Below are 26,056 nucleotides of genomic sequence, written 5' to 3' on the forward strand. Positions count from 1 at the left end.
AGGCACATTGAACTCTCCCCTGCTCCCCTGCTCCCCTGCTCCCCTGCACAAGCACGGGCTTTGAGAGGTGTGGTGAGAAATCCGGGATTAGTGAGTATCCATGAATCATGGAAGTTTGACTAGCGATTTGAGATTAGGGTCTTCTGGTTTATATCTCGTCAGAGGCGGAATAAATCTAAAATCCAAAATTGATTGACCACGGTGCATTAGATATGTCCAGGAGAATACAATGCTTGAGTATTTTACATCATTGAATGACCACAATTTACCCTATCCAGATACGGTTCATCCCATCGTTGTCCACTTCGTAATTGCGATGGTATTGTTTTCGTTTTTCTGCGATGTAGTTGGCTATTTTACTGGTAAATCCAGTCTTTTTGAGGTTAGTTGGTGGAATATGTTAGTTGCCACGATCGCCATCTTCGTTGCGATCGTTTTTGGACAGTTTGAAGCGGGTTTAGCACAACCTTACAGCCTAGCCAAATCGGTACTGAATTTTCATACGCTGATTGGTTGGTCGCTTTCGGGAATCATCACGGCGCTTACAGCTTGGCGCTATGTAATTCGTTCCCGCAACCCGCAAAAATTGCCAATTTATTATTTGGGAGCCGGACTATTTTTAACCCTAATAGTTGGCTTACAAGTATATCTCGGAGATGAGCTTGTTTGGGTGTATGGATTGCATACCGTACCAGTTGTGGAAGCAGTAAAGGATGGTCTGTTGCGATGAACTCAGAATTGATCGATCAATTAACCGGCTCTCTAGGCGCAAACGGATTACCTTACACCATTCCCATTCATCCCAACTTAGTCCATCTGACAATAGGTTTGTTCATTATTGGGATGACCTTTGATATCGTTGGTGTTCTGTTCCCCTTCCAAAAATGGGTCTTCAAATTTTTGGGAATTACCGTGGAACGTCAGAACTTATTTGATGTTGGCTGGTACAACATGTTAGCTGCCAGCATCATCACATTTTTCACGGTGGCAGCAGGCTTTTATGAAATGCTGTTGGCAACACCACCAGCCGATATGAAAAGTGCCTGGGGATTGCAGGCAATGCAAACCATGATTTGGCATGGTGTGGGTGGTGTGTTCTTATTAGCGTTGATTGTTGGTATGACCATCTGGAGAGGGTGGCAGCGCTCCGTTTGGGGCAGACAAGAATATAAACAGTCAGATAGAGAAGTGCAGTGGTTATACCTGTTCGCAGGCATAGCAATCATGTTCATTCTGTACATCCACGGCACACTAGGAGCGCAACTAGCCGCCGAATTTGGCGTACACAATACAGCAGATAATTTGCTGCGATCGCACCAAGACCTCAACACAATACTTAAATAGTCATTTGTCAATTGTCCTTTGTCATTTGTTTAAAGTTACTAACGATCGACCGATGACTAATGACCAATGACTAATGACCAAATGACCAATGACCAATGACTAATGACTCTTGACCATGAAAATCCAGAAGATTTTAAATATTTTGACGCTGCTTACAGGCGCGATCGCAGTTACTGTTATCAGTCTCTGGATCGGCAAGCAGTCTTACTCCTGGCTTCCCCCCCAAGCGGCAGCTGAATCCCTACTAATTGATGATTTGATTAGCTTCTTAGTAACTCTTGGTGCTTTCATCTTCTTGGGAGTAACAAGTACTCTAATGTATTCTGCGATCTTCCATCGGGCTGTCAAAGATGACTTCACTGATGGCCCTCCCATTGAAGGTAATATCACCCTAGAAGTTGTTTGGACAGCAATCCCCATTCTGTTAGTGTTGTGGATTGCAAGTTACAGCTATCAAGTTTACGAACAAATGGGGATTCAAGGCCCATCAGAAATAGTTCACCTGCATAACCCATTGGGAATGGAATCAGCTTATGCAGAAGCAAAAGATGCCCCAGCCTTAGCTGAACCCGTCGAGAAAATTGACGTACTAGCTAAACAGTGGGCGTGGGTGTTTCATTACCCCGAAAGAGATGTTACGAGTACCGAATTGCATTTACCTAGCGATCGCCGGATACGTTTAGCGCTAAAATCGCAAGACGTTCTCCACGGCTTCTATATACCTGCATTTCGCCTCAAGCAGGATATTATTCCCAACCACGCCATCGACTTTGAATTTACTCCCATCCGCCCCGGCAAATACAGCTTGACCGATTCCCAATATAGCGGTACATACTTTGCGACGATGCAGGCGAATGTCATCGTCGAATCTCCTGAAGATTATCAGCAGTGGTTAGCTAAAATTGCAACCCAAAAGCCATCTCCAGCAAAAAATCAGGCAGCTGCTGAGTATGCCCAAACATCCAATCAATCAGTTCAAACTGGTTGGGTTACAGTTCCACCTGCTGCACCTCCTCTAGTCAATTCACCTGGTTGAAAGGAAAGTAACCATGACTAATGTTCCTATTGAAGGTATGCTTCTCCCTAATGAGAAGCCTAACCACGAATCTCCGAATAACTGGAAAGAATACTTCAGCTTTAGTACCGACCACAAGGTAATCGGTATCCAGTATCTCGTTACCTCCTTCTTCTTCTTCCTCGTCGGCGGCATCTTTGCGATGGTGATTCGGGGAGAACTGTTAACACCCGATTCAGATTTAGTCGATCGCACCATCTACAACGGTATGTTCACCATGCACGGCACTGTAATGCTGTTCTTGTGGACATTTCCCTCACTGGTTGGTTTTGCTAACTATTTAGTACCCCTGATGATTGGGGCGCGAGATATGGCATTTCCCCGTCTCAACGCCGTCGCCTTTTGGATGGTGCCAGTAGTCGGAGTTCTGCTAATGGGTAGCTTTTTGGTTCCTGGCGGCCCAGCCCAAGCGGGTTGGTGGTCTTACCCACCAGTCAGTCTCCAAAATCCCACAGGTAACTTAATTAATGGTCAAGTTATTTGGCTGCTAGCGGTGGCAATATCCGGCGTATCCTCAATTATGGGGGCAGTAAACTTTGTCACCACCATCGTCAAGATGCGCGCCCCAGGCATGGGTTTCTTCAGAATGCCGTTGTTTGTCTGGGCAGTATTTAGCGCCCAAATCATTCAATTATTTGGACTACCTGCATTGACCGCCGGGGCAGTGATGCTGCTACTCGACCTCACAGCAGGCACCGCCTTTTTTGACCCCGCCAAGGGTGGTAATCCAGTTATGTTTGAACATTACTTCTGGTTCTACTCCCACCCCGCCGTTTACGTGATAATTTTGCCCATCTTCGGGATTTTCTCAGAAATCTTCCCAGTTTATTCACGTAAACCCTTGTTTGGTTATAAAGTAGTTGCCGTTTCATCGATTTTGATTGCGATCGTCAGTGGTATCGTTTGGGTACACCACATGTACGTCAGTGGTACTCCGGGCTGGATGCGGTTGATCTTCATGCTGACGACGATGTTTGTATCTGTCCCCACAGGAATTAAAGTATTTGCTTGGGTGGCAACGATTTGGGGCGGTAAATTGCGGCTAAATACCCCAATGCTGTTTGCCTTTGGCGGATTAATCATGTTTGTGTTCGCTGGCATCACAGGCATCATGCTTTCCTCCGTGCCGGTTGATGTTCACGTCAACAATACCTACTTTGTAGTGGGACACTTCCACTACGTCCTCTACGGAACTGTGACGATGGGCTTATATGCTGCCATCTATCACTGGTTCCCCAAAATGACTGGGCGGATGTACTCTGAAAGCTGGGGTAAAATCCACTTCTGGTTAGCCTTCATCGGTACTAACCTCAACTTTTTGCCTATGCATCCCTTGGGATTACAAGGGATGTTACGCCGAGTTGCTTCCTATGCCCCAGAGTATCAATTCTGGAATGTCATCGCTAGCTTGGGCGGATTTCTCTTAGGAATATCCACTTTGCCTTTCATCTTCAACATGGTAATTTCTTGGATGCAAGGCGAGAAAGCACCTAATAATCCTTGGCGGGCAATTGGATTGGAGTGGATGGTTTCTTCACCACCGCCAGTAGAAAACTTTGAAGAAATCCCCATCATCATCTCAGAACCCTACGGCTACGGTAAATCGGAACCCTTGACAGCTAACCTCTCAGAATAACCCAGGCTATCCTACCGTATAAACACAAATCTTTTAGGTTACTCCATAACTTAGGGTAAGTTAATTTTTGCAGGTCAATGCAACAAACTTGCAAGTCGATACAACAAACTTGCAAGTCGATACAACAAACTTGCAAGTCAATGCAACAAACTTGCAAGTCGATACAACAAACTTGCAAGTCAATGCAATAAAGGTAAGGTCAAAAGACTTGTGTGTACACCGTAGCGCAACGAGCTACGTTTCCTTTGCGTTTTAAATTCAACCCTCAAGCTAAAAGCAAAACTCCACCAATGGACAGTTATATCAATTCAGATGAATTGCACCACGCAAGCGCAGAACATACCCATGACGAAGAAGGCAACAAGATGTTTGGCTTCATTGTCTTCCTCTTGTCTGAAAGCGTCATTTTCTTGAGTTTTTTCGCCGGATATGCAATCTACAAAACAACAACTCCTAACTGGCTACCGGCTGGTGTTTCGGGGCTAGAAATAAAAGATCCGACAATCAACACGATAATTCTTGTCGCTAGTAGCTTTGTGATTTACTTAGCAGAACGCGCCCTGCAACGCCATGATTTAGTGAAATTTCGCCTGTTTCTCTTGACAACAATGGCGATGGGTACTTACTTTTTGGTTGGACAGGCGATTGAATGGAACGGCCTCGATTTTGGCTTCACCACCGGGGTATTTGGTGGAACGTTTTACCTGTTGACGGGTTTCCACGGTTTGCACGTTTTCACCGGCATTCTGTTGCAGTCAATTATTTTGGTACGTTCTTTCATCCCTGGCAACTACGAGACAGGCCACTTCGGTGTGAATGCAACTTCGCTGTTCTGGCACTTCGTCGATGTCATCTGGATTATTTTGTTTATCCTCATCTACGTCTGGCAGTAGAAAATAAGAAATCCCCAGCAAACTGTTTGAGCGATCGCTGGGGATGATTAATGTTATTGTCAGACCATTAACATTTCACTGAATCAAAACCATTTTCTTTCCCTTGCTCCCTACCGTAAAAGCAATGGGATATTTTTTTATGTGAAAGTCCCTAAATTCTCTGTAAAATTTCTCTCATCCAAGCTTCTTCCTCTGGTGAGCGCAATATTTTTAAAGGTTGTGTATAATCAATTGCCAAGTCAAATCTAGCACGTTCGTAAACTTGATTTAGTAACCTTTGCAAGTCAACTATTGGCTCAGATTCTCCCTCACGCAAAGGCACAGGAAAAACAGGAATTGGATTTTTTAAGTTGAAAGTATATAAATCTGCATCAGGTCTGTTGTAACTGCGACTTACCAAAATACTATAATCTGCGGCTGTAGCTCCAAAAATAGGCATTGACTCTCCTTGCCTCAAGAGGTCGATTTCTACCAAGTTGGTTGCAGAAGCCAAAATTTTCTGTCTTTTGCTCTCGTAAGCGGCTCTACCTTCTTTGGAGCGTTTATTTTTGGGTGAAAGTATTTCAATTACAGCAACAACTTCTTTACTTTGAGTTGCTCTTACCTCTAAAAATCGCTCAGTTAGCTGTTCAGGTATGGGAACTTTCACTTTACTGGGTTCGGTAAGTTTTGCAGTTGTCAAAGTTGTGCCAGTATCTGTAGTGTTCCGATTAGCAACTGCTACATCAGCAATTCCCACCAGTAAGATATCATCTACACTTTTAAAAACTCGCTCTTCGATGGAAACTCGGTATTTAGGCGCAATTTGAGGAGTCAAATCATCAGCTATAGCTACAATCAAACGATTGTGAACTTGATGCCAAAGTTCTGGCTGTTCTAAATAGGGGTTCATTCCCGGAAATGGATTTCCCATTACGTTTTTCTTTAGTTAGTTCTCCTCAATTGAGACTATTCTATCTGTTCTCATCTTCTGTACCTTATTTCAATGAGAATCGCTGGTGTTGCTGAATTGAGGTATGAACTATAAAGACGTAAAATTCTACGAACCCCACCCCCAACCCCCTCATCGCTTGCAGGGAGGGGGCTATGATGTACTTTGTATGATTAGGAAACGCTATATCAAACTAAATAACTCGTATTTGGGACGATCGCAAAAAAGGCATACTCATACCAAGCAGTCCAAATAAAACTGCGAATCCATCGCTGGCGCTTTTCGGGACTCAATTCATATTCAAAGGCCCCACGAGATATATCAATGGAAGATAGATGAGAGTTGCAACCACAGCCGTGTTGATAAGTAAAACCGTATTTGGAAGCAATACTTTGCACTTTCATCTGAATCGCAAACACCTTACCTGCATGGAGTATGGCATCCCAAGAACGCTTGTGTTCAATATCGCGGGGGTCAAATCTTAAGGCGCGTTCTTCAAAAACACGATCGCGGTAAATTGGTGCTAGATGCACATGATAGAAGCTGGCGGGTAATTCATAACCAAATTCGTTGAATAAATCTATGCCAATGCGAGCCACTTTTACTTCATCAGCGAACTCGATTCCCTTTGACTCCAAATCGCGAAGAACTTTTTCAAAGTTTGGATAGCTGTCTTTGAGAAAGTCTTGCCCGAAAAACTCTAGCGTTTCCCATGCTAGTTGGGCAAATAGCTGAGAGAATGAGGGTATCAAGTGAGCTAGTTGGGGGCGATCGCTAAACAAGTCAACGTCACCATGCTGTAATTTGTATAGGAACAACTGCGCCATCTCAACATAGCTTTGGGGATGGGAAAGTCCGACACTCGTGGTTCCTCTAGCAATGTCTTGCCATCTAGAAGGTAGTTGAGAAACGTGAACCGCATTTTCTCCAGCAATGACTGCAACAGGAGGACATTCGAGAAGTTGCATCGACAATCTCCTTTAAGACTTCAATGTGTAATTTACCTTAAGCGATCGCTAAGTGTATCTTTTGAACACAATTAAAAATGTTTTACAGACTGTCTTTTGACAAAATTATAACTTTCTTTTAAAATACAAGATTGTTTTACTTACATCTAAATAAAACAGCCAGAATTTTAAGCCCCAGCTATTTTTTTATATAGTTTCTCACCTTTGACTATCTCTTCATAGTGCTGTTCATAAGAGGTGAACCTGATGGATTCTTGTTTTCCTAAACCCAAAATACCAAAGGTACAGAGGCTATTATAAAACAGTTCGTGTACCCGCTTTTGAAGTACCTGATTGAAATATATCAGGACATTACGGCAAAGAATGACATTAAACTCATTAAAAGAACTATCAGTTGCTAAATTATGCTGGGCAAACACAACGTTTTCTCGTAATGATGCTCGAAAAATAGCATTGTCATAAGCTGCTGTATAATATTCTGAAAATGACTTTTTGCCACCTGCTTTCAAGTAAAGCTGAGTATATTCCTGCATCAGTTTTATGGAAAAAATGCCAGTTCTAGCACTTTGTAATACCTTCTCATTAGTATCAGTTGCATATATTCGGCAACGGTGATAAAGTCCTTCTTCTTGTAGTAGAATTGCTAATGAGTAGACTTCTTCACCCGTAGAACATCCAGCGTGCCAGATGCGAATAAACGGATAGGTTTGCAAGAAGGGAAGAACTTGATTTCTGAAGGTGTTATAAAAACTAGGATCGCGAAACATTGATGTTACATTCACTGTCAGAGCAAGCAAAAATCGTTCCAAATAAGCACGGTTGTGCAGTAAACGCTCTTGCAAAGCAGAAATATTAGCTAATCCCTCTAATTGCATGAAGCTCTGAATGCGGCGCTTGAGTGAGGAAAGAGCATAATCGCGGAAGTCATAACCGTAGTATTGATACACCCCTTCCAAGAGGAGATGTATTTCAATATCCTCCAAGGTTGGTTTGGGTAAAGTCATAGTACGAATTAGCATATATGCTGAACCAGCTATTTAAATATACTGGCAATACATGGGTTAAGCTGCTTGGAGTTAATCAAACAACTGTTTTCCAAAACGCTTCATCTAGCAAAAATCATTTATATTCTAGGATGCTAAGGTTTTAGAACCCAAATACATCTTACGCCGAAAATATCTTGCTGGATCTATTAAATTTGATAACGGTGCTACTTCTGGGTTTCAGTTTAACTTAATTGCTGTCACTGCTAAAACAGCGATCGCTATTATTGAAATCCAAGCTAGCAATCTAACCTGGGAACGCAGATTTTTAATCTCTTGGTAAGGATTTTCTGTCGGTGGTATAGGATATGGTTGAAGTTCTGCAACTTCAACAGCAATTTCTTGAGGTACATTTTGAATCCTTTCAAAAGCTACCTGCGTATGTAGCCAATTAGTAATTAGTTGAGGACAATTTTTCTTAAACCAATTTAAAGCCAAAGTTTTAAAAACTGGTTTAGACATTCGGGCAATTAATTTCATTACCCTGTTTAGAGGCTTCACGCGAAGCTTTTGGTTGATTATATTGACTGAACCAACATCATAGAGACAATCCAGAATTAGTTTTACAGTGGCTTCTTCACTGTTAATCAGATTTTGCAGCAAAAGTAGAACATCGTGCATCCGCTCGGTTTCAATAAGCTTTTCTGCCAATGTTTCTGGAGTGTTTACTGAAGGATTTACGGTTGTATTTAGGGCGTTTCGTCTTACTATCGTCATATTGGTAACATAGCAGCCAGAATAATGTCAGTACACCTATCTACCGAGAGAAAGGTTTTTTATCTAGAGAGAGAACATAAAAGCCAAATTTTGTTTGCGAGACATATCACTATATAGTCCCTGGAAAAAAGCTATTTGTCTAGCTCCTATGAATCTTTTTATAACAAACCGCTTCATACACAGAGAACGCAAAGCAGGAGAAGAGAATCTCAGTCTAAAATTGAAATATCTATCAAGCTTGCTATGACATTATCATGACCAGCGAAAAAATAACTGTCCAGTCTTTGTATACTGTCACTGATGAAGAATTAATGCTGATGAGTTCGCAAAACTCAGAACTGCGATTTGAACGGAATGCGAATGGAACTTTAGAAACTATGCCCCCTACTGGTGGAATTTCTGGTAATCGAGAAATCAAAGCAGGAGCCTATTTGTTAAATTGGGTAGAAAGTCAGGATTTAGGTGAGGTTTTTAGTTCTAGTACAGGTTTTAGATTAGCAAATACGGCTGTCAGATCGCCTGATGCTGCTTTTGTCGCTAAAGGACGTTTACCAGAAGGCTGGGATCAACAAGAAGATAAATTTATTAACTTAGCACCGGATTTTGTAATTGAAATTCGTTCTAAAAATGACAGCTTGGCAAAACTCAAAGCCAAGATGGAAGAATACATTACTAATGGTGTTCAACTAGGATGGTTAATTGATAGTAAAAATCAGCAAGCTTTAGTTTATCGTCGGGATGGTTCAATTACTCAATATCCAGCTACAGCAATATTAAGCGGTGAAGATGTTGTGCCTGGTTTTAATTTGCTTTTAACAAAATTATTATAAAATATTACCTACATATTTTATTTTAAATAAATCATGTAGTTATACTTTTAGACAGACAATATTTAAATCTATATTCCATCATCAGATAGATAAGATTTTAATGCTAGTTTATTAAATTGATTTAAGGATACGGTATTTAGCTATTTATACGAGTCAATTTATGGAAAGTACAGAAACAACGCAAACAAACTCAACACCTTTTCCAAATATTCCACCAGTTATTGAAAGTAACGACAGTGAGTATCTGGATACTGGCGTACCTAGCACAGTTGCGATCGCAGGACATCCCCTACATCCCCTGAGTGTAATCTTCCCCATCGCCTTTTTAGCCGCCGCTTTGGGAAGTGACATCGGCTACTGGTTAACTGGTGATTTCTTTTGGGCTAGGGCTTCGCTATGGTTAATCGGACTCGGATTAGCTGGAGGTTTACTCGCAGCCGCGATCGGTATGAGCGACTTTTTGAAAATTGAACGAGTTCGCAAGCGTACCGCCGGTTGGGTGCATTTGATCCTTAACGTTTCTATCCTCGTTTTATCACTCATCAACTTCCTTCTCCGTTGGGGCGACGCTGAATCCCGAATAGTACCTTGGGGACTGTTAATCTCGCTCGTTGTTGGTACACTAACCAGCGCTTCCGGCTGGTTTGGTGCTGAACTTTCCTATCGCCACAAAATTGGTGTAGTGGGTGCTGGTAGCAGAAGATACCCATAATTACGAATGATCGAGAAAGAGCTATGTGAAGGCTAAAATTTTCGTTAGTTTTTAGCCTTGACAAAATGCTCTAACATCGTAATCAAACAATATTTATTATTTATCGAAACAGAATTCAGGAGTCAGGAGTCAGAATTCAGTGCGACTGGCGGATAGCGCAGCGTAAAGCCTACGGCATAGCTTCTCTACGAGAGGCTGCGCCAACGCTTAGACCCGGATTTCTCACCACACCTCTCAAAGCCCGTGCTTGTGCAGGGGAGCAGGGGAGCAGGGGAGAGTTCAAATACCAAGTTCTTTCCCCCTCTGCCCCTCTGCTCTATCAAACGCCTGAAGCTTGTGAGAAATGCGGGTTAGAGCGAGTCCGCGAGCGTCTGAATAAGATGTTTGAAAGTTTATAATGGATAACTTAACAAGGGGGTAATCGGAATCAAAGTCACCCTTTTTAAGGGGGATTTAGGAGGAACTAAAAGTATTTGATCCATCACTAGCAACTTTTAAAACATCCTCTAACTCCCAACTCCCAACTTCTAACTCAATTAACTTTATGTCTAAAAATTTACCTTATATTATGCCATCCCCTCAATCCCAAGTTGAGGAAGCTTTTGCATCTTACCAAACAACTCACCAATTCTACCATGAAGTTCGGTCACGGTCAGAGTTTCAACGTTATTGTGAATGGTATTACACAACAGCAGAACAGCATCGCCAAGAGCTTAAAAGAATGCGCGGCGAACTGAATATTTTTCAGTGGTTTCGCCGGCGATAAGCGATCTAGATGACCTCTAATTCATTTTCACGTAAATGGGCTTTAAACTTTTTACTAAACTGGACTACAATCGGCAAATTAGCGCTTACAGGTCTGTCTCGCCATTGGGTGGCAATATTTACTACATCGCCTTCTGTGCCTTTGATGTCAAAAGCCTGATTCCGGTGTTCAGGATGATGATACACTACTACCGAATCTTTAACGCGGACGCGATCGCCAACTTTCATAACAACATTTACACCTAGCATTTGCTTTTCCACAAGTATCTGCTACAAAATATATGATTAAATCGCTTAAAATTTGATTTAATCAGCTATTTCTTGACGCTTCACAGGGGGGCGACGGCGCATTTAACCCTCTGCGTCCAGGCACGTTTTAGCTATCCGTGCATACTTTTGCAAGTTTTTACCGCGTTAATGTTTATCACTCCCACCCTCCGTTTTACCCCAAAACCAGGGAAACAAAAGAAAATGAAGCGATATTTCAGATGTGCTTAGTACTTTGGCAAGAGATATAACCCAATCGTCTTCAGGGTAACTGAAAGTTTTCGGGCATTTTAAAACCCTTCATACAAATGAAGGGTTTTAAAATCTGGTCAAGAGAATATTTTACACAATTCCTGGAACAACAGGTTCACGATTTTATTCAAGAGCTTATCTTGGATATGTTTACCGCCTAGCAATTTCTCATCTTGCTTACTGATGTTGGTTTTGATTAAAAAATAAATCCAAGCACAGCAACTATTTTAGCTATTGACTATATGTAATTTAAATGCTTATCAGTTTAAGTACACTAGGATAGAGAAAATACACTGTCCATTTTAGATTTTGAATTTTCCAGAAAATCTAAAATCTAAAATCTAAAATCCAAAATAGAGTGACTTATGAGGGAACCAAGCAAAAATTTTGAACCCTTGCTTACCAAAGAAGCCCCGCCAGTTGTTGAACGCATGGGGCTAACCTGGCTAATTGCAGCAGCGATCGCAACAGCTTTACTGTGGCAAGTACCAGGAGGTGATTATATCTTATACCCATTTACAATTCTGGCAACCTGGTTTCATGAAATGGGTCACGGCTTAATGGCACTCTTATTAGGAGGGCAGTTTCAGAAATTACAGATTTTTAGCAATGGTTCTGGTGTTGCAACTTATGGCATCCGGTCGTTATTGGGGCCAATTGGCCCGGCAATGGTGGCAGCAGCAGGCCCAATGGGGCCGCCTCTTGCTGGTGCGGCTTTGATTCTAGCTTCCCGCAGTTTTACAGCAGCAACCCTCTGTTTAAAAATATTAGGGAGTTTTTTGCTATTATCCACATTAATTTGGGTACGTTCCTGGTTTGGATTGGTAGCAATTCCCTTGTTGGGTTTAATAATCTTGGGTATCGCCCTGAAAGCACCTCGCTGGGCGCAAGGATTTGCCATTCAATTCCTGGGTGTACAAGCTTGTGTAAGTACGTTCCATCAACTCGATTATCTATTTAGTAGTTCTGCCGGCCCCCTTGGACTCTCTGATACAGCGCAAATGCAGCGATATTTGCTTTTACCTTACTGGTTTTGGGGCGGGTTGATGGCGATCGCATCTCTGGTGATTTTAGTCCAAAGTCTTCGCCTTGCCTATCGTTCAGAATGAAAATACAGATGAGCGATCGCCAAACCTTACCTAAGCTGGCTGTTGAACGCGAATTTCATTGGTACAAGGACGACCATTTTCAATATCAGCAATATTAGCAAAAGTTGTTTCTGCGATATTGTGGAGTGCTTCTGCTGTAAAAAAAGCTTGATGTCCAGTAATGAGTACATTGGGGAACGTTGTCAGACGTTGGAAAATATCATCTTGAATAATTTCGCCAGACAAATCCTCAAAAAACAATTCCGATTCTTGTTCGTAGACATCCACACCGAGATAGCCAATCTTACCAGACTTCAATCCCTCAATCACTGCTTGGGTATCAATCAGCGCACCTCGACTAGTATTAATTAACATCACGCCTGGCTTAATCTGTTCTATAGCCTCAGCATTAATCAAGTGATGCGTTTCAGGAATCAGGGGGCAATGTAGAGAGATAATATCACAGTTGGCAAATAGCTCAGGTAGTTCTACATACTTTCCACCTAGCGCCTCCAATTCGGGATTGCGATAAACGTCATAAGCGAGTAATTTACAGCCAAACCCCTTCATAATCTGTCCTAAAATCAGACCGATTTTGCCGGTGCCAACAATCCCCACTGTGCGCTCATGCAAATTAAATCCCAACAGTCCATCTAGGGAAAAATTGCCTTCTCGGACACGGTTATAAGCCCGATGAATTTTGCGATTCAGACTTAAAATCAATCCTACAGCATGTTCTGCTACTCCATAGGGTGAATAGGCGGGAACACGCACAACGGTAATTCCTAAATCTGCTGCGGCTTGTAAATCTACATTGTTAAACCCTGCACAGCGAAGGACAACCAACCGAGTTCCCTGTGAGGCGAGAAGCTCTAAAGTTGGGGCATCAACCCGATCGTGTACAAATACGCAAACCGCCGGAAATTCGGCGGCGAGGATAGCAGTATCCCGATTTAAACGGGGTTCAAAAAATACTAATTCGTGTTGTGGGGGAGAATTTGCAGCTGACAAAAACTTCCGATCGTAGGCTTTTGTACTGAAGACTGCTACTTTCATGCAAAACCTCAAGCTGTATACTGCACGGTATTCGACTACATAATACCTTGGCAGTTAGAGAAGCGATGTCTATAACGGGCTATTCAACATCACAGCTTTGAATATTGCCAGTCTTCAGAATTCATGTTTGTGTAAGCAATTTTATCAGGACTTACGCAACTGGCACAATGCGATCGCAGGTGATTTGTGTTTAATCGCAGATGATATGATTGCGATCGCCTCAAGCTTGCAGTTGCGTAAATTATGGTATAAAAACAAAAGATGACTGGTCAAATTAGCGATCAATTAATTTATAAAAGTCAAATATTCTCCATTGCAGGTGTGGATGGTGTGGGATTATTTGATCCAACGCAACACGGTTTTTCTCCTCAATGGGGTACAACAGCTTGTTGGCGAGGCTATTGTTGTACTTATAAGGTAATAGAAGAGACACTTTACTTAAAAGAATTAATTATCTCTCTCAGCCTAAAAGAGAAACTTGCAAAACAAGGGAAAGCAAAAGATTTTCTGGGTGTCTTACCTTCTCGTCGAGATACGCCTGTGGCTCATCCTAGCGCTATTTATGGTGAACTAAATTATCTTGTTGAATTTACAGGCAGTTTATTAGTAGCCAATAATTTTATTAAGAACCTATATGTTCATCTTGGCTTTCAATCTGCTTATAAATATGAGGAAGTTCATGAACTTCTCTTTGAAAGTGGTTATCTGATGCAAAGTATTAACCGCTCCGAAGAAATGGCAGAAATTCGCCAAAAGATTATTCCACCGTTTTATTTATATGACCAATGGCATCTTATATGGAGAGGTAAAAACGGTTAGTAAATAAAATAATCAAAAATCTAAAATTTAATGCCAAATCAACGCTTTTATCACATTGGTTTTGGACAAGATGATTTAGGTTCATCGCCTCCCAGCATTGCTTTATTATCTGGCGACCCGGAGCGATCGCATCTAATTGCCCAAACTTATTTCCAAGATATCCGCTTATTGTCAGAAAATCGCGGACTCAATAGCTACATGGGATACTTACCTAATGGTCGCAGCATCTTATCAGCTACTAGTGGTATGGGTGCGCCTTCATTGAGTATTGTGGTCAATGAGTTAATCCAAGTAGGAATCCGACAAATTATTCGCATTGGAACTTGCGGCTCAATTCAACCTTATATACCAGTTGGTAGCGTTGTTATTAGCAGTGCAGCATTATGTCGCCAAGGTGCAGCTTATGACATTGCACCTGTGGAGTATCCAGCCGCAGCCGATCCGTTTTTGACAGTTGCTTTAGTTAAAGCTGCACGAGAATTAAAGGTTGAACATTACATCGGAATTACTGCATCAGTTGATACTTTTTACGAAGGACAGGAACGCACTGATTCAGCGAATCCAAATTTAATGCGATCGCTGCATGGTATTACAGAAGAATATCGGCGCTTGAATATCTTGAATTATGAGATGGAATGCGGCACGCTATTTAAGATGGCAGGTGTGTATAATTTTGCTGCTGCTGCTATTTGCGGTGTAGTCGCTGGGCGGACTGTGAGTGAAAATATCATCTTAGAACAGAGAGATATTGCCGTTAAAAATGCGATCGCAACTGCTGTACATACAGCCGCAACCTTTGAATAAGCTCAAAAATGTATCTTATCTAACTTCTTAGGATGCCAGATTGAATCTGCTCTAAGAGGATGAATGAACGGGAGCATCCCAAATGTGTAAATTTATTTTTTGGTAGTGCGGGCTTCTAGCCCGCTTCCTGGAGATTAGGGAGCAAGATGCTCCCACTACAAATTTTATTTTGGCAAAATTGGGATGCTCCCGAATGAACAAGTATTTCGCTGTGATTTTAGGTACTTAGCGATCCCCCCTAACCCCCCTTTTTAAGCAGGGCTGTTTCATTCCCTAAAGAGCGTTAAATATCAAGGGTTCTAGCGATTTAAAATTGATTATTTTGTTACCAGCGTGCCAAGAAAATGAACAATTTTACTGTTGTTCAAGTGCTTAAAAGTTCATCTTCTCGTCACCCTCACTTACAATTTTCTCGCTAACCATCTTGACAAATCCTGTTTGAAATGGAATGAATCAGCCCTGCCTTTTTAAGGGAACCGGAATCAAAGTCCCCCAATTTCTCGGGGGATTTAGGGGGATCTAAAAGTATTTGATACATCACTAAGGACTTTTCAAACATCCTCTAAGTAGTTTTATCATGTCTTTATCTAATCTTTAATTTATCAATCAGTAATTATAGGTAAGATGTATTGAGTAAAATGCCATTTTATCTGATGGAGACACATAAATAAAAAACTTCACTAACTAGCTTTAGAGGACAAAAGTTATGTATATATACTAGAGATAATATATTAATTAAAAATGATAACTAAAATAATTCCATATATTTGAAGTTTGTGAAAGATAATTTCATAAAAGTTGTGTTTTTTATGGAAGATATGTGTTTGCAGTACCAATTGTTATAGCTATTATAATAAATTTATCTATTAAAGAATATCAGCAAAATTGGAGATAAATATAATATGAAGAATGCTTATAGGCGTTGGATTAAGACGGTTAACCTAGCTGCGATGTCTACGACAGGCTATGCCTACACACTAATCCCGACACTAATATTTTTAGCATTCTCTCATCAGGCAATAGCTGACGATCCAGGAGCATGTTACATGGTAACTTCCTCTGGTAAAACTGTTGGATTAGAAAGGCTTTGTGGTAATATCGCCGCACCTTCAGACGACAGAGTTTTTCGAGTCTCAATCAAACGCCGCTTTGGCGGAACTCCTGTGATTGACGTTACCTTCAATAACAAAAAAACCTTTGAAATGATTGTAGACACAGGTGCTAGTGGAACCATTATCACTCAAAGTATGGCGAATACACTTGAACTCCAGGCTACAGGTACTATGCAAGCTCAAATTGCCGATGGTAGCGAGGTAGAATTTCCAACCAGTAAGATAAAATCTGTTGCAGTCGGTGGAGTTACAGCTAATAATCTTCAGGTAGCGATCGCACCAAAAGCAAGTATCGGCTTACTAGGCCACGATTTCTTTGGTAGTTATGATATTAAGATTCTGGAGAAAGAGGTTGAATTTCATCACCGTTAATGCTCACAGGACATTCCGAAATTGCTCTAATATTCGCTGTCGCACTCGTTCTATTACTACTTCCTCCTCAGCAGATAGCCCATCAAATAACATTTCATATATAAATGGTACACCCAATTCTAACTCCGATAAAAGTTGACGCTGACTAAATACATCTTGTGGTTTGCCTTCTATCATCAGTCGCCCTTTATCCATAACAAAAACCCAATCTGCCCATCGATAGACTAAATCTAAATCATGGGTTGCCATCAATAAAGTAGTGCCATCTTGATGAATTTTTTTCATCGTTGCTATCAAGTTACGAGTATGTTTGATATCTAAATAAGCTGTTGGCTCATCCAACACCAAAAGTTCTGGCCGCAGTACCATCACATCTGCTATAGAAACTCGCTTCTTTTGCCCTAAACTCAGATGATGTACTGGTCTTTCTGCTAAAGCAGTCAGCCCAAATTCAATTAATGCTTGTTCTACTCGGTCTTTAATTTCAGATTCTGGTAAACCCAAATTACACAAACCGTAAGATATATCTTCTTCAACAGTAGAAGCTACTAATTGTTGTTCTGGATCTTGAAATACTAGCCCCACCTTTTGCCGTAAGCTGCTAAGATAATTTCGGTTATAACTTAACGGTTCACCGCGCCAACGGACAATACCAGAATTAGGTTTATATAGACCATTAGCTAATAAAAACAGTGTAGTTTTACCACAGCCATTTTGCCCAATTAATGCACATCTTTTGCCAGATGGAATCTTCAGTGTTAGACCATTCAAAGCTGATTGCTGTGCTACTGGATAGGTGTAATATACCTGCTCAAATTCGAGTAAATATTCCTGCATTCCGCCAAAAGTCCAATCCTATTAATACTACACAGCCGAAAATAGCTTCGATGATATATCGTCCTTGAGGATGATAACGGCGGGGATGCCAAACTCGAAATTCACTCACAAAACCCCGTGATTCCAGTCCGAGAGAGAACTGACTATATCGTTGTAAGGTTCGCTGTAATAGTTGTCCGATTAGTAGTGCTAAACTTTTCATTCCACTACGCCAAGTACGGTAGCCACCACGTGAATTTTGGGCTGTCAACAATTCGGTAGCTGTATTTAGCAGAATGAAAATAAACCGATACATTAGTAATAACAAATCGCTTAAAAGCACAGGAAATCGTAAGTAACGCAGAGTTTGTAATATCTCCGTGAAAGGGACAGTTAACATGAGAAAATATAAGCAAGAAACAGAAGCTAATGCTCTGGTTAAAATTCCCCATGCTTGGATACTGCCACTATGACTGATATAAATATAGAAGTGTCCGAGAGTTAATCCATACCACGAGTCTAATTGCACCTTGGACAAATCAGCAATTGCAACTCCATTCACCATTAAGGCTGGTAAACTTGTCAAACAAAAAACTATGGTGAACATTAACAACCGAAAATAAACACCAGCCGGAATTTTTGCATAAATAACTGTCCAAATCCCCATCCAAAGCGTCATCAAAATTTGCACTAGTGGATGGGTTGTAAGGGAAATAGCAAGAGTAGTAAATGCAAAAATTATTTTATGTTCTGGTGGCAATCTTCGCAGTCGATTAGTGTAAGCTAAACTGTCTAATTGCAGGCTCATTCTTCACGTTTTTGTTGGGAACGTCCTTTATACAACCCAATTGCATAACCAACTACTCCAGCACCTAAAGCTGCTTGCGAAGCAAATAATAAGCTTTCTATTTCTCCACTAGCTGGTTCAAAAAATGATTTAAACCAAGGTTTATATCCAGGCTGGATTTCAGTAATTGCTTTTTCAGCTTTGTCATCAGAACCGGCAAATTCCCCACCCCGCACAAATATTAATGGTGCAACTGCTAAGGCTAAAACAGCTACTACCAACAGCCAGTTACTCAACCCTTTTTTAGATTGACTCATTACCATTTCCTCGCTTGATTAATTGCAACAGTTCCAATTCTTGAGGATTATAAGATTGCAGCCAGTTCCATACCAATACAGTTAGCAATCCTTCACTAATTGCTAAGGGAACTTGAGTTATGGCAAAAATTCCGGCGAACTTGGTAAATGAAACGATAAATCCACCAACGGGGGCAGGAAAAGCTAGGGCGAGTTGAATAGAAGTGATAACGTAGGTGAGTAAATCTGCGATCGCAGCTGCGAGAAATATGGCAATTTTTTGTTTACCACCCAACTTCATTGTCAGATTATATATCCAGTAAGCTGCAAACGGCCCTGCGATCGCCATCGAAAAAGCATTTGCACCCAGCGTCGTCAAGCCGCCATGCGCCAGTAACAAAGCTTGAAACAACAATACCAAGCTACCTAAAACCGTCATGGTGAGAGGGCCAAACAGCACCGCACCTAACCCCGTCCCTGTAGGATGAGAACAGCTACCTGTTACAGAAGGGATTTTCAAGGCTGACAGCACGAAAGTGAAAGCACCAGCCAAGCCCAGTAGTAGTTTTAGTTCCGGGTTCGCTTGGGTAATGCGAGTCAGACTACGCAATCCTAATAGAAAAAATGGTAATGCCACAATCCACCAAAAAATTGCCCACTGCACTGGTAAAAAACCTTCCATAATGTGCATGGCATAAGCGGGTTTGGGTAAACCAACTACCAAGTAAAAACTGATAACTGCCATCAGGGTTAGACTGACTAACGCCTGTTTTTTTCTTTTCATAACCTGTACCTCGCAGATTTATGTAAACGAATTGGTTCCCATCGGCGGGCATCCTGACTCACCTAATTTTGGCTCACAGTTGCGGGACAGCGCCGGATTTACACCGGACTTTCCCCCTTGCGTCCAATGGCTACTCCCCATCAGAACCGATTGGAGTTAACTATATCACTATCGCTAAAGCATCAAAACCGCGAACACAATAATACTATCAATCGGAATTGTATTTAATATACCCCCCTAGTGGATTGAAGTTTCTAGAGAATACATGGTCTACTAGACAACTGGACTCTTAAATAAATCTGGCTGCAAAGAACACTTCTTAAATATGGAAACAATACCATTTATGGGTGCTTCGTCCTTCGGCTGGCTGTACTGGGTAATACAGCCGCATCTAGCCATGCACATTCCAGATGGCTTCTTGAACTTACCCGTTATCCTAGTCACCTGGATAATTGCTGTTGCTTTAATTGCACTAGCTATTAAGCGATCGCAAGCAGAATACCAAGAACGAGCAGTACCTTTAATGGGAGTTTGTGCAGCTTTTATCTTTGCAGCGCAAATGATCAATTTCCCGATTCCAGGAGGCACTTCTGGACACCTTTTAGGCGGAACCCTAGCCGGAGCTTTATTAGGCCCTTGGGCTGGTTCGTTAGTTATGGTTGCAGTGTTTATCGTGCAAGGGGTTCTATTTCAAGATGGTGGACTGACAGTTTTAGGGGCCAACATCTTTAATATGGGATTAATCGGTACATTTGGTGGTTACTATCTCTATCGCACAATCAGATTTGCTACTGGGCGCGATAGCTTGCGAGGTATGACAATTGGTGCGGCGATCGCTGCTTGGACAAGCGTAGTAGTAGCTTCAGTTGTGTGTGCCTTAGAACTAGCTGTGTCTGGAACGGTTCCTCTGGCGGTAGGTTTGACAGCGATGGCTTCTTGGCATGTCCTAATTGGTATTGGCGAGGCGCTGATTACCGTGGTAGCACTCAACTTTATTTGGCGGACTCGACCTGATTTATTTTACGATCCACCCCGTCAGACAAAATCACCTATGTCTCGTCCAGTCTCTCGTTATTAAAAGGTGTGTATTGAATGAGTAGCAACCTCTCGCGATCGCGCAACCGCGCTTTTGTTATCGCTGGCTTAGGTATAGCCCTGTTGATTGCAATTTTCCTTTCGCCACTAGCTAGTAAAAATCCAGATGGGCTAGATAGAGTTTCCAAAGACTTAAAGTTTGATAGCAAAGAACTTGGAGAGAAACCCGCTCAGAAATTACCCTTCTATGGCATTTTTAATGAATATGCTCTCAGAGGAGTGCCAGAAGCGATCGCCACTCCCTTAGCTGGGCTAATCGGAACATTAGCAACTTTTGGTTTAGCTTGGGGTATGGGCAAACTAGTGATTCGTGGTTCTGGTTCACCTTCTATACAGCGTGATGCTGGTTCAGACTCAGATGCGCCAGACTAAAATAATTCGTAATGACGCTCTCTACAAGACGCTAAAAGCGAACGAATACTCGCTAACGCGACGCTAACGTAATTTGTAATCCAGTTTTGTAACGTGGATTTCAACCCTACCTAACCCCGGATTTCTCACCACACCTCTCAAAGCCCGTGCTTGTGCAGGGGAGCAGGGGAGCAGGGGAGCAGGGGAGAGTTCAATGTGCCTTGTTCTTTCCCCTCTGCCCCTCTGCCCCTCTGCCCCTCTGCTCTATCAAACGCCTGAAGCTTGTGAGAAATGCGGGTAATATCATCACAAGTATCCATCCATAATTGACCGGAATATGTTCAATATGTGCGCGGTGCAATACGCTTAATCATGTCTTAGCTTTTTGCAGCTAAATCTCGTGAGCTTACCTACAGGGAATAATTGTGATTGTGATTAATTTCCTCATGCCAATAGTCTGTAGCAGCAATTCTTGGTGGAGCTAAAAAAATTGCTGTTGTTTATTGATTTGCTTAACCTATCTTTTAGCTTAAGTAAATTTTTGTGAATTGTCAAAACAATAATAATTAAAGTTTTAAAAGTTAGCTATTTAGCTAAAAAGTATTTCTATAATGTAGCGATTCTGGCATTTAATTAAGATTAAAAAGCCCCTAAATAAAATATTTTTCTGTCAAGTATTTCACAATGATAAAATCTTTAATTGTAATGCTGATGACAAAAACATATAATTTTGGATAGTTTGTATAAATGCAAATCAAGGTGTAGCCTTGGCGAAGGTCATTCATGGCTATACAGACAAAACCCACTGACCTCGGTTTCAAGTTCCTTGAGTTTGCGTGCAAAATAAACTGCGAACTCTAAGCGCCAGGTATATTTGCACTCATTGAGATGCTTCCTGTGAGGACTAAACAAGTGTCGTTTAAAATTGTGGTGATTGGTACTTCTTTAGGCGGATTATCAGCATTAAAAATTATTCTGGGGAAGTTACCAGCAGACTTCTTAGTGCCGATCGCGATCGTGCAACACCGTCACAAGGAATCTAACAACACACTCCAGGAGTTATTGCAAGAATCTACTTCATTACCGATTCGAGAAGTGGAAGATAAAGAAGAAATACTACCAGGACATATCTATCTAGCTCCAGCAGATTATCACTTATTGGTTGAACCAGGTCACTTTGCTCTTTCGACTGATGAGCCAGTTTCTTATGCCAGACCATCTATTGATGTGTTGTTTGAGTCAGCAGGCGATGTCTACACCGAGCAAGTTATTGGTGTAATATTGACAGGAGCAAATCAAGATGGTATGCAAGGTCTTAAGAAAATAAAAGCGCGGGGAGGAATAACTATCGTACAAGAACCTGCCACAGCTGAGAGCGATATTATGCCAGAAGCAGCAATTTCTGCTGTTACAGTAGACTGGATTTTGACACTCTCAAACATTGCTTCCCAAATGGTCAAGCTTTGTCACTCATCACGGAAATAAACCCATGCAGATGGAACCCAAAGTAAACATCCTCCTAGTGGATGATAAACTAGAAAATTTGCTAGCACTAGAAGCAATCCTGGAAAAACTGGGAGAGAATTTGGTGAGAGCTACTTCTGGGGAAGAAGCTTTGAGGTGTCTGTTACATCAAGACTTTGCAGTGATTTTGCTAGATGTGCAAATGCCAGGGATGGATGGCTTTGAAACTGCTACCTTAATTCGGAATCGGGGGCGATCGCGTCATACCCCAATTATCTTTCTTACCGCCTTTAGTACCAGCGACCAAATGCTGTTTAAAGGCTATGCCTTGGGTGCAGTTGATTATTTACTTAAACCATTAGATCCCAATATTTTGACTTCCAAAGTCACAGTATTCGTAGAACTATTTAAGAAAACAGAAGCCGTCAAGCTACAAACTGCACAACTAGTAGCCGTCAATGCCGAACTCAGGCAAAGTGAAGAACGATTGCGATCGCTGAGTACCTCTTCACCCGTCGGCATTTTTGAAATTGATACTGAAGGAGGATGTAGATATACAAATCCTCGCTACCAAGCAATTTGTGGCTTGAAAGCAGCAGAGAGTTTAGAAAAAAGCTGGCTAGAATCTGTTCATCTAGAAGATAGAGAACAAGCAGTTGCCAGTTGGTCTACCTACATTTATTATGGCCGTGACTACTCAGAAGAGTTTCGCTTTCAAACTGCTCAAGGCATCGTCCGTTGGGTTCAGGTTCGCTCATCACCGATGCTTTCCGGTCAAGGGGAATTGCTGGGATATGTCGGCACTCTCGAAGATATTACTGAACGGAAGCAAGCAGAAGAAGTCCGCGCTCAAGTAATTCGAGAACAAACCGCACGACAAGAAGCAGAAGCAGCAAATCGGATGAAAGATGAGTTTCTCGCCGTTCTCTCCCACGAACTCCGCACACCCCTAACCTCGATGCTGGGCTGGTCAAAAATTCTCCGCTCTAAGAAACTTGACGACAAAGCCACTTCCCGCGCTCTAGAAGCGATTGAACGCAATGCTATATCTCAGATGCAACTAATTGAGGATATCTTAGATGTATCCCGGATTATCCGCGGACAGTTGCGGTTAAATGTATCTGCGGTGAATCTCATCTCGGTTATGGAGGCAGCCTTAGAAGCAGTGCGTCCCCTAGCAGAGCCAAAAGAAATTTTATTCAATACTATGTTAGATACTTCGGTAGGGTCAGTTTATGGCGATCCAGCGCGGTTACAGCAAATAGTATGGAATCTACTAACTAATGCCATTAAGTTTACCCCCAAAGGCGGCAGGGTAGAAGTGAATCTGTCAGTAGTCTGGAGTGAAGAACAACAAACAACTCAAAAATACGCCCAAATTCAAGTAAGCGATACAGGCATTGGCATAAGTTCCGAGTTTTTACCGAAAGTATTTGAGCGTTTCCGGCAAGCAGACAGCACTACAACGCGATCGCACAATGGATTAGGACTAGGACTAGCGATCGTCCGTCATTTAGTGGAACTGCATAAAGGTACAATATTTGCCCAAAGTCCAGGCACTGGACAAGGAGCAACCTTCACTGTGAAACTGCCACTGCTACAAGACAATCGGGGTAATAGGGGAAATAGAGAAGCCACAGGAGAAATTTCTTCTTCTGTGGCATCGACACCTCTTGCTGGATTAAGGGTTTTAGTTGTAGATGATGAAGCAGATACCCGTAACTTTCTCAGTTTTATGTTTGAGGAGTATGGGGCATTTGCCATTGCAGTAGCATCAGTTGATGAAGCGCTAGCAGTACTTGAACAAGCAAAAGCAGATATCCTGATTAGCGACATTGGTATGTCAGAGCAAGATGGTTATACACTGATTCGCAAACTCCGCTCTTTAGAACCAGAAAAAGGTGGATGTATTCCAGCGATCGCTTTAACAGCATACACACGAGAGGAAGACCGCTTAGAAGCTCTTTCAGCAGGGTTTCAGCAGCATTTATCTAAGCCAATAGACCCCACTAAATTAATTGCGATGGTTGCCAGTTTATTAAAGCTACCTGTGGAAGTTCCAGTTAGTTAGGAGAGACGCGATGAATCGCGTCTGTACAAGAGTTTGGAGTGTGAGGGAATAACTAATGCCCAATTCCCAATTCCCAATTCCCAATTCAAGAAGAAGTTACAGCATGTTGTTTCAATTCATCTAGAGAAACCACTTCCAAAGCTCTAGCATGGGTTGCAGAGAGGATGACGGGTGGTGCAACGCCAGCTTCGAGGGCTTCTTGCCAGCGAGAAGCACACAAACACCAGCGATCGCCAGGCTTCAATCCAGGAAAATTAAAATCAGGAACAGGTGTACTTAAATCGTTCCCCTGCGATTTAGTGAACTCCAGGAATTCTAAGGTCACTTCGGCACATACGACGTGCGACCCGAAATCCTGACCGCCTGTGCGACAAAAACCGTCGCGGTAAAACCCAGTCATAGGAGAAGTGCAGCAGGCTTCTAGGTTTCCACCAATTACGTTTTTAGCTTCTATCATAGTTAATTCGTTGCACTTGATTTTTTTACTCCGATATAAGCCTATATTGACACTTCCCTGATTGAAGAAAAATCGCTGTCCCTTATTAATTGAGAAAAGTACGGAATTCTAGAATCAACTCATACCAAGCGGCTAATCTTACGGTTATTCAGAATGGTGCAATAGGACTTCTATTTGATTTTTGAACAAAATTAGGTATGTAGGGTGTGTTAGAACGAAGTTCGTAACGCACCATTATCAAGGGTTTGGTGCGTTACGCTGTCGCTAACACAACGCCAATGACGCTCCTGCGTCGCTACCGCTCAAGTCGGGAAACCCGCCCACACGACTGGCTCCCCTACGTATCTTTTCAGAAATCAAACCGGATTCCTAAATATCTCAGTAAAACTTTCAATAAAAACCCCTGGTAGTTAGCCAGGGGTAATGCAAGTCAGTACTTTTTCGCATGGAATGTATCCTACTCAAATACCATAGCAACCGTCTAATTTATAGATATGCCATTTTGCCAAACAAAAGAAGCCCCCAGTGGTAAGCCGAGGGTTAATTTTTTTTGGAATAGCGGTAATATACAAAGCTATTATTCCCAGATTGGTAGGCAATAGAATCAGAATTTCCATAACATATAGGACTCATATCTGATTTTTGAAGAAGATTTCAGATGAAACCCTTATAAAATAGGCTTTCCAATTTCAGTATGTTTTCAGAAATCAAATCGGAATCCTATATATATAGCAACAGCCAAGGTGGTCAGGACATCAACAGATGATACAACTTAGACACAAAAAGACTTTTCACCCAGTCCCCAGCCCCCAGCTATATATAGTGATGTCAGACAAAAGACAGCTTGGGCGTATCCTGACTTGGTTACTTGCATTTTAATAAGTAAAACTAATAGATTTTATCAGCTTTACTGAAGTAATAAAACTTGATTAAAAATTGTAAAGAAGTCTATAGTGTATTCACAGGCAAAGACAGACGAGCCTGATTCATAAACAACAAACCGCACTTATAAAACAATGACAGCAACCTTACAACGCCGCGAAAGCGCCAACGTATGGGATAGATTCTGTGAATGGATCACCAGCACCAACAACCGGATTTACATCGGTTGGTTCGGCGTAGTTATGATCCCCACCTTGCTAGCCGCCACCGCTTGCTTCGTAGTCGCCTTCATCGCCGCACCACCAGTAGACATCGATGGTATCCGCGAACCCGTAGCAGGTTCCTTAATCTACGGAAACAACATCATCT

At 41.9% G+C, this 26,056-nt stretch carries 28 protein-coding genes, 1 pseudogene and 1 riboswitch; of the genes and pseudogenes, 18 read left to right on the forward strand and 11 right to left on the reverse strand.

The window, feature by feature from the left end; genetic code table 11:
* Nucleotides 1–229 precede the first annotated feature (229 nt).
* From CDG79_RS28260 to CDG79_RS28280, 5 genes are all read left to right on the forward strand, one after another.
* On the forward strand, nucleotides 230–730 hold the full coding sequence (locus tag CDG79_RS28260; RefSeq protein WP_094345089.1) for a DUF2231 domain-containing protein: 501 nt from the start codon (nucleotides 230–232) through the stop codon (nucleotides 728–730).
* Nucleotides 727–1,344 (forward strand): DUF2231 domain-containing protein, encoded by a 618-nt coding sequence (locus CDG79_RS28265; protein WP_094345090.1) that lies wholly within the window; start codon nucleotides 727–729, stop codon nucleotides 1,342–1,344. Before CDG79_RS28260 ends, CDG79_RS28265 begins: the two co-directional genes overlap by 4 nt.
* 115 nt (nucleotides 1,345–1,459) lie before the next feature.
* The gene (locus tag CDG79_RS28270; RefSeq protein WP_094345092.1) at nucleotides 1,460–2,380 is read left to right on the forward strand and encodes a cytochrome c oxidase subunit II; all 921 of its coding nucleotides are present in this window, start codon (nucleotides 1,460–1,462) and stop codon (nucleotides 2,378–2,380) included.
* Between the two features lie 13 nt (nucleotides 2,381–2,393).
* Nucleotides 2,394–4,055: a cytochrome c oxidase subunit I gene (gene ctaD, locus CDG79_RS28275; protein WP_094345093.1), complete on the forward strand. Its 1,662-nt coding sequence runs from the start codon at nucleotides 2,394–2,396 to the stop codon at nucleotides 4,053–4,055.
* A gap of 290 nt (nucleotides 4,056–4,345) precedes the next feature.
* Nucleotides 4,346–4,948 carry a cytochrome c oxidase subunit 3 gene (locus CDG79_RS28280; RefSeq protein ID WP_094345114.1) on the forward strand — a complete coding sequence of 201 codons (603 nt, stop codon included), beginning with the start codon at nucleotides 4,346–4,348 and terminating at the stop codon, nucleotides 4,946–4,948.
* Nucleotides 4,949–5,099: 151 nt separating this feature from the next.
* Here CDG79_RS28280 and CDG79_RS28285 read toward each other — a convergent pair whose 3' ends face one another.
* From CDG79_RS28285 to CDG79_RS28300, 4 genes are all read right to left on the reverse strand, one after another.
* Nucleotides 5,100–5,861: a DUF4058 family protein gene (locus CDG79_RS28285; RefSeq protein ID WP_094345094.1), complete on the reverse strand. Its 762-nt coding sequence runs from the start codon at nucleotides 5,859–5,861 to the stop codon at nucleotides 5,100–5,102.
* A gap of 206 nt (nucleotides 5,862–6,067) precedes the next feature.
* Nucleotides 6,068–6,847, reverse strand: coding sequence for a hypothetical protein (locus CDG79_RS28290; protein ID WP_094345095.1), 780 nt, complete (start codon nucleotides 6,845–6,847; stop codon nucleotides 6,068–6,070).
* A gap of 167 nt (nucleotides 6,848–7,014) precedes the next feature.
* Nucleotides 7,015–7,851, reverse strand: a complete 837-nt coding sequence (locus CDG79_RS28295) for a CheR family methyltransferase (protein ID WP_094345096.1) — start codon at nucleotides 7,849–7,851, stop codon at nucleotides 7,015–7,017.
* A gap of 219 nt (nucleotides 7,852–8,070) precedes the next feature.
* A complete protein-coding gene (locus CDG79_RS28300; RefSeq protein ID WP_094345097.1) occupies nucleotides 8,071–8,607 on the reverse strand; it encodes a hypothetical protein in 537 nt (178 codons plus the stop codon).
* A 254-nt stretch (nucleotides 8,608–8,861) separates the two neighbouring features.
* Here CDG79_RS28300 and CDG79_RS28305 point away from each other — a divergent pair, with 254 nt between their 5' ends.
* The 3 genes from CDG79_RS28305 (at nucleotide 8,862) to CDG79_RS28315 (ending at nucleotide 10,915) form a co-directional block, all read left to right on the forward strand.
* Nucleotides 8,862–9,437: a Uma2 family endonuclease gene (locus CDG79_RS28305; RefSeq protein ID WP_094345098.1), complete on the forward strand. Its 576-nt coding sequence runs from the start codon at nucleotides 8,862–8,864 to the stop codon at nucleotides 9,435–9,437.
* 160 nt (nucleotides 9,438–9,597) lie between these two features.
* Nucleotides 9,598–10,149: a DUF2231 domain-containing protein gene (locus tag CDG79_RS28310; RefSeq protein ID WP_094345099.1), complete on the forward strand. Its 552-nt coding sequence runs from the start codon at nucleotides 9,598–9,600 to the stop codon at nucleotides 10,147–10,149.
* 544 nt (nucleotides 10,150–10,693) lie between these two features.
* Nucleotides 10,694–10,915 (forward strand): hypothetical protein, encoded by a 222-nt coding sequence (locus CDG79_RS28315; protein ID WP_094345100.1) that lies wholly within the window; start codon nucleotides 10,694–10,696, stop codon nucleotides 10,913–10,915.
* Nucleotides 10,916–10,920: 5 nt separating this feature from the next.
* On the opposite strand, the gene CDG79_RS28320 is transcribed toward CDG79_RS28315, so the two are convergent.
* Nucleotides 10,921–11,142 carry a ferredoxin-thioredoxin reductase variable chain gene (locus tag CDG79_RS28320; protein WP_181154510.1) on the reverse strand — a complete coding sequence of 74 codons (222 nt, stop codon included), beginning with the start codon at nucleotides 11,140–11,142 and terminating at the stop codon, nucleotides 10,921–10,923.
* Nucleotides 11,143–11,798: 656 nt separating this feature from the next.
* Here CDG79_RS28320 and CDG79_RS28325 point away from each other — a divergent pair.
* Nucleotides 11,799–12,542 carry a M50 family metallopeptidase gene (locus CDG79_RS28325; RefSeq protein ID WP_094345101.1) on the forward strand — a complete coding sequence of 248 codons (744 nt, stop codon included), beginning with the start codon at nucleotides 11,799–11,801 and terminating at the stop codon, nucleotides 12,540–12,542.
* Between the two features lie 30 nt (nucleotides 12,543–12,572).
* Here CDG79_RS28325 and CDG79_RS28330 read toward each other — a convergent pair whose 3' ends face one another.
* Nucleotides 12,573–13,577, reverse strand: coding sequence for a 2-hydroxyacid dehydrogenase (locus CDG79_RS28330; RefSeq protein ID WP_094345102.1), 1,005 nt, complete (start codon nucleotides 13,575–13,577; stop codon nucleotides 12,573–12,575).
* A 127-nt stretch (nucleotides 13,578–13,704) separates the two neighbouring features.
* Between CDG79_RS28330 and CDG79_RS42850 the strand changes: the two genes are divergently transcribed.
* The 4 genes from CDG79_RS42850 (at nucleotide 13,705) to CDG79_RS28345 (ending at nucleotide 16,684) form a co-directional block, all read left to right on the forward strand.
* On the forward strand, nucleotides 13,705–13,842 hold the full coding sequence (locus tag CDG79_RS42850) for a hypothetical protein (RefSeq protein ID WP_189525164.1): 138 nt from the start codon (nucleotides 13,705–13,707) through the stop codon (nucleotides 13,840–13,842).
* Nucleotides 13,839–14,396 carry a hypothetical protein gene (locus CDG79_RS28335; RefSeq protein ID WP_094345103.1) on the forward strand — a complete coding sequence of 186 codons (558 nt, stop codon included), beginning with the start codon at nucleotides 13,839–13,841 and terminating at the stop codon, nucleotides 14,394–14,396. Before CDG79_RS42850 ends, CDG79_RS28335 begins: the two co-directional genes overlap by 4 nt.
* 30 nt (nucleotides 14,397–14,426) lie before the next feature.
* Nucleotides 14,427–15,200, forward strand: a complete 774-nt coding sequence (locus CDG79_RS28340; protein WP_094345104.1) for a nucleoside phosphorylase — start codon at nucleotides 14,427–14,429, stop codon at nucleotides 15,198–15,200.
* 902 nt (nucleotides 15,201–16,102) lie between these two features.
* On the forward strand, nucleotides 16,103–16,684 hold the full coding sequence (locus CDG79_RS28345; protein ID WP_094345105.1) for a retropepsin-like aspartic protease family protein: 582 nt from the start codon (nucleotides 16,103–16,105) through the stop codon (nucleotides 16,682–16,684).
* A gap of 3 nt (nucleotides 16,685–16,687) precedes the next feature.
* Here the strand turns inward: CDG79_RS28345 and CDG79_RS28350 are convergent, their stop codons facing one another.
* The 4 genes from CDG79_RS28350 to CDG79_RS28365 are packed head-to-tail and all read right to left on the reverse strand — an operon-like array spanning nucleotide 16,688 to nucleotide 19,367.
* Nucleotides 16,688–17,521, reverse strand: coding sequence for an energy-coupling factor ABC transporter ATP-binding protein (locus tag CDG79_RS28350; RefSeq protein WP_094345106.1), 834 nt, complete (start codon nucleotides 17,519–17,521; stop codon nucleotides 16,688–16,690).
* Nucleotides 17,496–18,308, reverse strand: coding sequence for a cobalt ECF transporter T component CbiQ (gene cbiQ, locus CDG79_RS28355; RefSeq protein WP_094345107.1), 813 nt, complete (start codon nucleotides 18,306–18,308; stop codon nucleotides 17,496–17,498). The genes CDG79_RS28350 and cbiQ overlap by 26 nt, the downstream gene beginning before the upstream one ends.
* Entirely contained in the window at nucleotides 18,305–18,604 is a 300-nt protein-coding gene (locus tag CDG79_RS28360; RefSeq protein WP_094329438.1) for an energy-coupling factor ABC transporter substrate-binding protein, read from the reverse strand. Before CDG79_RS28360 ends, cbiQ begins: the two co-directional genes overlap by 4 nt.
* Nucleotides 18,591–19,367 (reverse strand): energy-coupling factor ABC transporter permease, encoded by a 777-nt coding sequence (locus CDG79_RS28365; RefSeq protein ID WP_094345108.1) that lies wholly within the window; start codon nucleotides 19,365–19,367, stop codon nucleotides 18,591–18,593. The genes CDG79_RS28360 and CDG79_RS28365 overlap by 14 nt, the downstream gene beginning before the upstream one ends.
* 26 nt (nucleotides 19,368–19,393) lie before the next feature.
* Nucleotides 19,394–19,533: riboswitch (cobalamin riboswitch) on the reverse strand.
* 159 nt (nucleotides 19,534–19,692) lie between these two features.
* Between CDG79_RS28365 and cbiM the strand changes: the two genes are divergently transcribed.
* The 4 genes from cbiM to CDG79_RS28385 all read left to right on the forward strand — a co-directional run bounded on the left by cbiM (nucleotide 19,693) and on the right by CDG79_RS28385 (nucleotide 24,348).
* A complete protein-coding gene (gene cbiM, locus CDG79_RS28370; RefSeq protein WP_094345109.1) occupies nucleotides 19,693–20,445 on the forward strand; it encodes a cobalt transporter CbiM in 753 nt (250 codons plus the stop codon).
* Between the two features lie 14 nt (nucleotides 20,446–20,459).
* On the forward strand, nucleotides 20,460–20,834 hold the full coding sequence (locus CDG79_RS28375) for a PDGLE domain-containing protein (RefSeq protein ID WP_094345110.1): 375 nt from the start codon (nucleotides 20,460–20,462) through the stop codon (nucleotides 20,832–20,834).
* An 891-nt stretch (nucleotides 20,835–21,725) separates the two neighbouring features.
* A complete protein-coding gene (locus tag CDG79_RS28380) occupies nucleotides 21,726–22,298 on the forward strand; it encodes a chemotaxis protein CheB (protein WP_094345111.1) in 573 nt (190 codons plus the stop codon).
* Nucleotides 22,299–22,302: 4 nt separating this feature from the next.
* Nucleotides 22,303–24,348, forward strand: a complete 2,046-nt coding sequence (locus CDG79_RS28385) for a hybrid sensor histidine kinase/response regulator (protein WP_094345112.1) — start codon at nucleotides 22,303–22,305, stop codon at nucleotides 24,346–24,348.
* Between the two features lie 85 nt (nucleotides 24,349–24,433).
* Here CDG79_RS28385 and CDG79_RS28390 read toward each other — a convergent pair whose 3' ends face one another.
* Entirely contained in the window at nucleotides 24,434–24,805 is a 372-nt protein-coding gene (locus CDG79_RS28390; protein ID WP_094345113.1) for a DUF2237 family protein, read from the reverse strand.
* Nucleotides 24,806–25,821: 1,016 nt separating this feature from the next.
* Between CDG79_RS28390 and CDG79_RS28395 the strand changes: the two are divergent.
* Nucleotides 25,822–26,056: pseudogene (locus CDG79_RS28395) on the forward strand (photosystem II q(b) protein); the annotation flags it as partial.

Origin of the sequence: Nostoc sp. 'Peltigera membranacea cyanobiont' 232 (genome assembly GCF_002245985.1) — a bacterium.
In the GTDB taxonomy this organism is placed as follows: domain Bacteria; phylum Cyanobacteriota; class Cyanobacteriia; order Cyanobacteriales; family Nostocaceae; genus Nostoc.

Excerpts from the sequence above, each read along its gene's own strand:
- CDG79_RS28260 (WP_094345089.1), top strand. The coding sequence starts at position 230 with ATGCTTGAGTATTTTACATCATTGAATGACCACAATTTACCCTATCCA.
- CDG79_RS28265 (WP_094345090.1), top strand. The coding sequence starts at position 727 with ATGAACTCAGAATTGATCGATCAATTAACCGGCTCTCTAGGCGCAAAC.
- CDG79_RS28270 (WP_094345092.1), top strand. The coding sequence starts at position 1,460 with ATGAAAATCCAGAAGATTTTAAATATTTTGACGCTGCTTACAGGCGCG.
- ctaD (WP_094345093.1), top strand. The coding sequence starts at position 2,394 with ATGACTAATGTTCCTATTGAAGGTATGCTTCTCCCTAATGAGAAGCCT.
- CDG79_RS28280 (WP_094345114.1), top strand. The coding sequence starts at position 4,346 with ATGGACAGTTATATCAATTCAGATGAATTGCACCACGCAAGCGCAGAA.
- CDG79_RS28285 (WP_094345094.1), bottom strand. The coding sequence starts at position 5,861 with ATGGGAAATCCATTTCCGGGAATGAACCCCTATTTAGAACAGCCAGAA.
- CDG79_RS28290 (WP_094345095.1), bottom strand. The coding sequence starts at position 6,847 with ATGCAACTTCTCGAATGTCCTCCTGTTGCAGTCATTGCTGGAGAAAAT.
- CDG79_RS28295 (WP_094345096.1), bottom strand. The coding sequence starts at position 7,851 with ATGACTTTACCCAAACCAACCTTGGAGGATATTGAAATACATCTCCTC.
- CDG79_RS28300 (WP_094345097.1), bottom strand. The coding sequence starts at position 8,607 with ATGACGATAGTAAGACGAAACGCCCTAAATACAACCGTAAATCCTTCA.
- CDG79_RS28305 (WP_094345098.1), top strand. The coding sequence starts at position 8,862 with ATGACCAGCGAAAAAATAACTGTCCAGTCTTTGTATACTGTCACTGAT.
- CDG79_RS28310 (WP_094345099.1), top strand. The coding sequence starts at position 9,598 with ATGGAAAGTACAGAAACAACGCAAACAAACTCAACACCTTTTCCAAAT.
- CDG79_RS28315 (WP_094345100.1), top strand. The coding sequence starts at position 10,694 with ATGTCTAAAAATTTACCTTATATTATGCCATCCCCTCAATCCCAAGTT.
- CDG79_RS28320 (WP_181154510.1), bottom strand. The coding sequence starts at position 11,142 with ATGAAAGTTGGCGATCGCGTCCGCGTTAAAGATTCGGTAGTAGTGTAT.
- CDG79_RS28325 (WP_094345101.1), top strand. The coding sequence starts at position 11,799 with ATGAGGGAACCAAGCAAAAATTTTGAACCCTTGCTTACCAAAGAAGCC.
- CDG79_RS28330 (WP_094345102.1), bottom strand. The coding sequence starts at position 13,577 with ATGAAAGTAGCAGTCTTCAGTACAAAAGCCTACGATCGGAAGTTTTTG.
- CDG79_RS28335 (WP_094345103.1), top strand. The coding sequence starts at position 13,839 with ATGACTGGTCAAATTAGCGATCAATTAATTTATAAAAGTCAAATATTC.
- CDG79_RS28340 (WP_094345104.1), top strand. The coding sequence starts at position 14,427 with ATGCCAAATCAACGCTTTTATCACATTGGTTTTGGACAAGATGATTTA.
- CDG79_RS28345 (WP_094345105.1), top strand. The coding sequence starts at position 16,103 with ATGAAGAATGCTTATAGGCGTTGGATTAAGACGGTTAACCTAGCTGCG.
- CDG79_RS28350 (WP_094345106.1), bottom strand. The coding sequence starts at position 17,521 with ATGCAGGAATATTTACTCGAATTTGAGCAGGTATATTACACCTATCCA.
- cbiQ (WP_094345107.1), bottom strand. The coding sequence starts at position 18,308 with ATGAGCCTGCAATTAGACAGTTTAGCTTACACTAATCGACTGCGAAGA.
- CDG79_RS28360 (WP_094329438.1), bottom strand. The coding sequence starts at position 18,604 with ATGAGTCAATCTAAAAAAGGGTTGAGTAACTGGCTGTTGGTAGTAGCT.
- CDG79_RS28365 (WP_094345108.1), bottom strand. The coding sequence starts at position 19,367 with ATGAAAAGAAAAAAACAGGCGTTAGTCAGTCTAACCCTGATGGCAGTT.
- cbiM (WP_094345109.1), top strand. The coding sequence starts at position 19,693 with ATGGAAACAATACCATTTATGGGTGCTTCGTCCTTCGGCTGGCTGTAC.
- CDG79_RS28375 (WP_094345110.1), top strand. The coding sequence starts at position 20,460 with ATGAGTAGCAACCTCTCGCGATCGCGCAACCGCGCTTTTGTTATCGCT.
- CDG79_RS28385 (WP_094345112.1), top strand. The coding sequence starts at position 22,303 with ATGCAGATGGAACCCAAAGTAAACATCCTCCTAGTGGATGATAAACTA.
- CDG79_RS28390 (WP_094345113.1), bottom strand. The coding sequence starts at position 24,805 with ATGATAGAAGCTAAAAACGTAATTGGTGGAAACCTAGAAGCCTGCTGC.